The sequence below is a fragment of the Bacillus sp. LR--39 genome, from assembly GCF_053613335.1.
Genome location: NZ_JBSIOT010000948.1, coordinates 1 through 684, shown reverse-complemented (window position 1 = coordinate 684; position 684 = coordinate 1). Strand labels below are relative to the sequence as shown.

Sequence of the window (684 nt, the reverse complement as noted above, 5' to 3'; positions counted from 1 at the left end):
GTCTTTCCCGTTTGACTCCAGGCCGCCCTGGGCATTGATTAATCCTACAAAAAACTGAAGCCCCGCCGAATAAGCCGGCGATGATATGGCGACATGACCTTTATAGCTGCTGTTCCAAAGATCCGTCCAGCGCTTAGGCTCCTGTGGTACAAGATCCTTTCGGTAGACAATTCCAAGCTGTCCCATACTGAAACCGGCCGCATACTGCTTTCCATCATCGGTGAAGCGTTTCTGAACAGAGTGGTACAGATCGCGGACATTCGGAACCTTTTCCTGATCGATCGGTGCCAGCAATCCCGCCGACTGCGCTCTGTGAATCGTGTCCGGCTGCAGAATTAAGAGATCATAGGGAGCATTTCTGCCATTCGATGCCTTGAGTTTTGTGAACCACTCAGAGTCTGTCCCTGCGACAACTTTGACCTTCAGTCCTGTTTCTTTTTCAAAAGATTCGAGGCTCGGCTTGATATGTTTTTCCCAATCGCCCCCATAGACGCCGATAACGACTGTATCTGATTGTTTGCTTTCCTGACTTCCGTTTCCGCCGCATCCCGAAAGGAGGAGCACCGCTGCAAGAGACAGAATAAATAAAGCAGAAATTTTACTTTTCATTGTCATCTCACCATTCCCGTGTTATTTTTTCCAGCCAGTTTTTCCACAGCGGCCGCAACTTCGCTTTTACTGATA

At 48.8% G+C, this 684-nt stretch carries 1 protein-coding gene; it reads right to left on the bottom strand.

All coding sequences use genetic code 11. The features are described from left to right. The coding region (locus tag ACWHAR_RS27670; protein WP_452088514.1) for an ABC transporter substrate-binding protein at positions 1 to 615 on the bottom strand (615 nt) is incomplete at its 3' end. Between the last annotated feature and the right edge of the window lie 69 nt (positions 616 to 684).